The sequence below is a fragment of the Rhodoferax sp. ZS1R8 genome (genome assembly GCF_056521325.1).
The window spans coordinates 1-2,032 of sequence record NZ_JBWMBA010000033.1 but is presented as its reverse complement, the minus strand read 5'-3'; the positions used below and the strand labels follow the sequence as shown (position 1 = coordinate 2,032).

The following is a 2,032-nucleotide window of genomic DNA, read 5'->3' as shown; positions in this document are numbered from 1 at the left end:
TCAGGAGCGATTCTGATTGGGGCTGAGTTGCACGCCTTGGTGTGTGCGGGGCTGGCGGACAGGGCATCCGTTCCCTGGCCCTTGCTCGCGGGCGGGCGATGTGGGTGTGCGAGCATGGGTTCGTTAACACCTTGGTAGGCACGCCTACTCTGTGGCAACCGCGAATGAGGGGCCGATGAACGGACACCCGGTCCACTAGTAGTTCGTTCCACCAATACAGTTACTAAATAGATGATAATCGCCGTGCTTACTCTTCAATTCAAGAAGGCGGTGATCATGGCAAGAAAATCTGAACGGCCGGCGTTGGTGCTGACGCAGGAACAGCGCGCCAAGCTCCAAGAACTTTCTGCTTCGCGAGTGGCATCGACGCGCGAGGTGGAACGTGCCAAGGTGATGCTGGGTTATGCCGATGGCGTCTCGATCACTGAACTTCAGCGTCGACTTGGGTTCAGTCGACCCATGATCTACCGATGCGTGGATAAGGCCTTGGCAGCAGGTATTCAGATGGGTCTCAAGGACAAGTACCACCGGCCACACGAACCCGAGATCAGCGACGAAGCCAAGGCGTGGGTGGTCAGCATCGCATGCACCAAACCCAAGGATCATGGTCTGGCGTCCGAACTGTGGTCGATCTCGGGACTGGCGCGGTTTGTCGGGGAACGCGCCGAAGGTGCAGGCTTCCCCCGTCTTGGCAACGCGGGTAAGAGTACTGTGTGGCGCATCCTGGATGACAACGACATCAAGCCGCACAAGATTCGCTACTACCTGGAAAAGCGCGACCCGCAATTTGACCGCAAGATGCAGGAGGTCCTGATGGTCTACCGGGACGTGTCGCTCTACACCGAAGGCGCTGTTCACGATGCCAGGCCCAACCCCATCTACACCGTTAGCGTCGACGAGAAGCCCGGTGTTCAAGCCATTGGATTGACCGCACCCGATTTGCCACCGGTGCCGGGCAAGGCACCCAATATCGGGCGTGACTACGAGTATGTTCGTCACGGCACAGTGTCCATCCTGGCTGGTATTGATCTGCACTCTGGGCATATATTTGCCAACATTGAGGACCGCCACCGCAGCGTCGAGTTCATCGGTTTGCTCAAACAACTCGATGCGCACTACCCCAAGGACGCCATCATTCGTGTGGTGCTGGACAACCACTCGGCCCATATCTCCAAGGAGACCATGGGCTACCTCAGCAGTCGCCCTGGGCGCTTCGAGTATGTTCATACGCCCAAGCATGGCTCTTGGCTCAACTTGATCGAATGCGCTTTCTCCAAAATGGCGCGTACATTCCTTCGACACATCCGGGTTACATCCAAGGACGATTTGAAACAACGCATCCTCAAAGGCATCGCAGAGATCAATGCATCGCCAGTGGTGTTTCGCTGGAACAAGTTTGACCTCGGTGTGACTTAATATGTAGTTGTTTTAATGGAACGAAGTACTAGGCGCAGGCGGGCCTGGGCGGATGCCGACCCGCTGGACTCGAATTGCAGCCGCATATCGGCCTCGACGCCACCCCGCTCACGTTGGCTGCTTTACACCTGGCGCACCTCGATTTGCAGGTTGCGCAGTGGCAAGGAGCTGGAGTTCGCTATGGATTGCATAGCGGGTTGCGCAATAACGGCGGGGGCTAGGAGCATAAATGACCATATGCCTCTGGCCAGAAGGCGTCTTCTGCGCCATGACGTAGGGCTGGCGGACGGGGATGTTGGCATGGCGCGGCCTGCGGTTGTTGGCGGGTATCAGGTCTTCAAATGGTCCAGCGGCAAGGCGCTGCTGGCCTTGACCTCGCCCAGCGAGAAGCTGGTGTGCAGGTCTTTGACGTGCGGCAGGTTGATCAGGCTCTCGCGCGCAAAACGCGAAAAGCTGTCCAGGTCCTGGCAAATCACTTGCAGCTCAAAGGTACCCGAGCCGCTGATGTAGTGGCAACTGACGATCTGCGGTAGTTTCTGAATCGCCTCCTCCAGCGCGCGCGTCGAATCCCCGGTGTTGCGCTCCGCGTCCAGCCGCACAAAGGCCAGCACACCCA

2 protein-coding genes are annotated in these 2,032 nt (G+C 58.0%); one reads left to right on the top strand and one right to left on the bottom strand.

The window, feature by feature from the left end; all coding sequences use genetic code 11:
• Window positions 1-276 precede the first annotated feature (276 nt).
• Window positions 277-1,416 carry an IS630 family transposase gene (locus AC097P_RS23450; protein WP_479612845.1) on the top strand — a complete coding sequence of 380 codons (1,140 nt, stop codon included), beginning with the start codon at window positions 277-279 and terminating at the stop codon, window positions 1,414-1,416.
• A 329-nt stretch (window positions 1,417-1,745) separates the two neighbouring features.
• Here the strand turns inward: AC097P_RS23450 and AC097P_RS23445 are convergent.
• On the bottom strand, window positions 1,746-2,032 hold a 287-nt coding region (locus AC097P_RS23445; protein ID WP_479612844.1), incomplete at its 5' end, for an Lrp/AsnC ligand binding domain-containing protein.

Excerpts from the sequence above, each read along its gene's own strand:
- AC097P_RS23450 (WP_479612845.1), top strand. The coding sequence starts at position 277 with ATGGCAAGAAAATCTGAACGGCCGGCGTTGGTGCTGACGCAGGAACAG.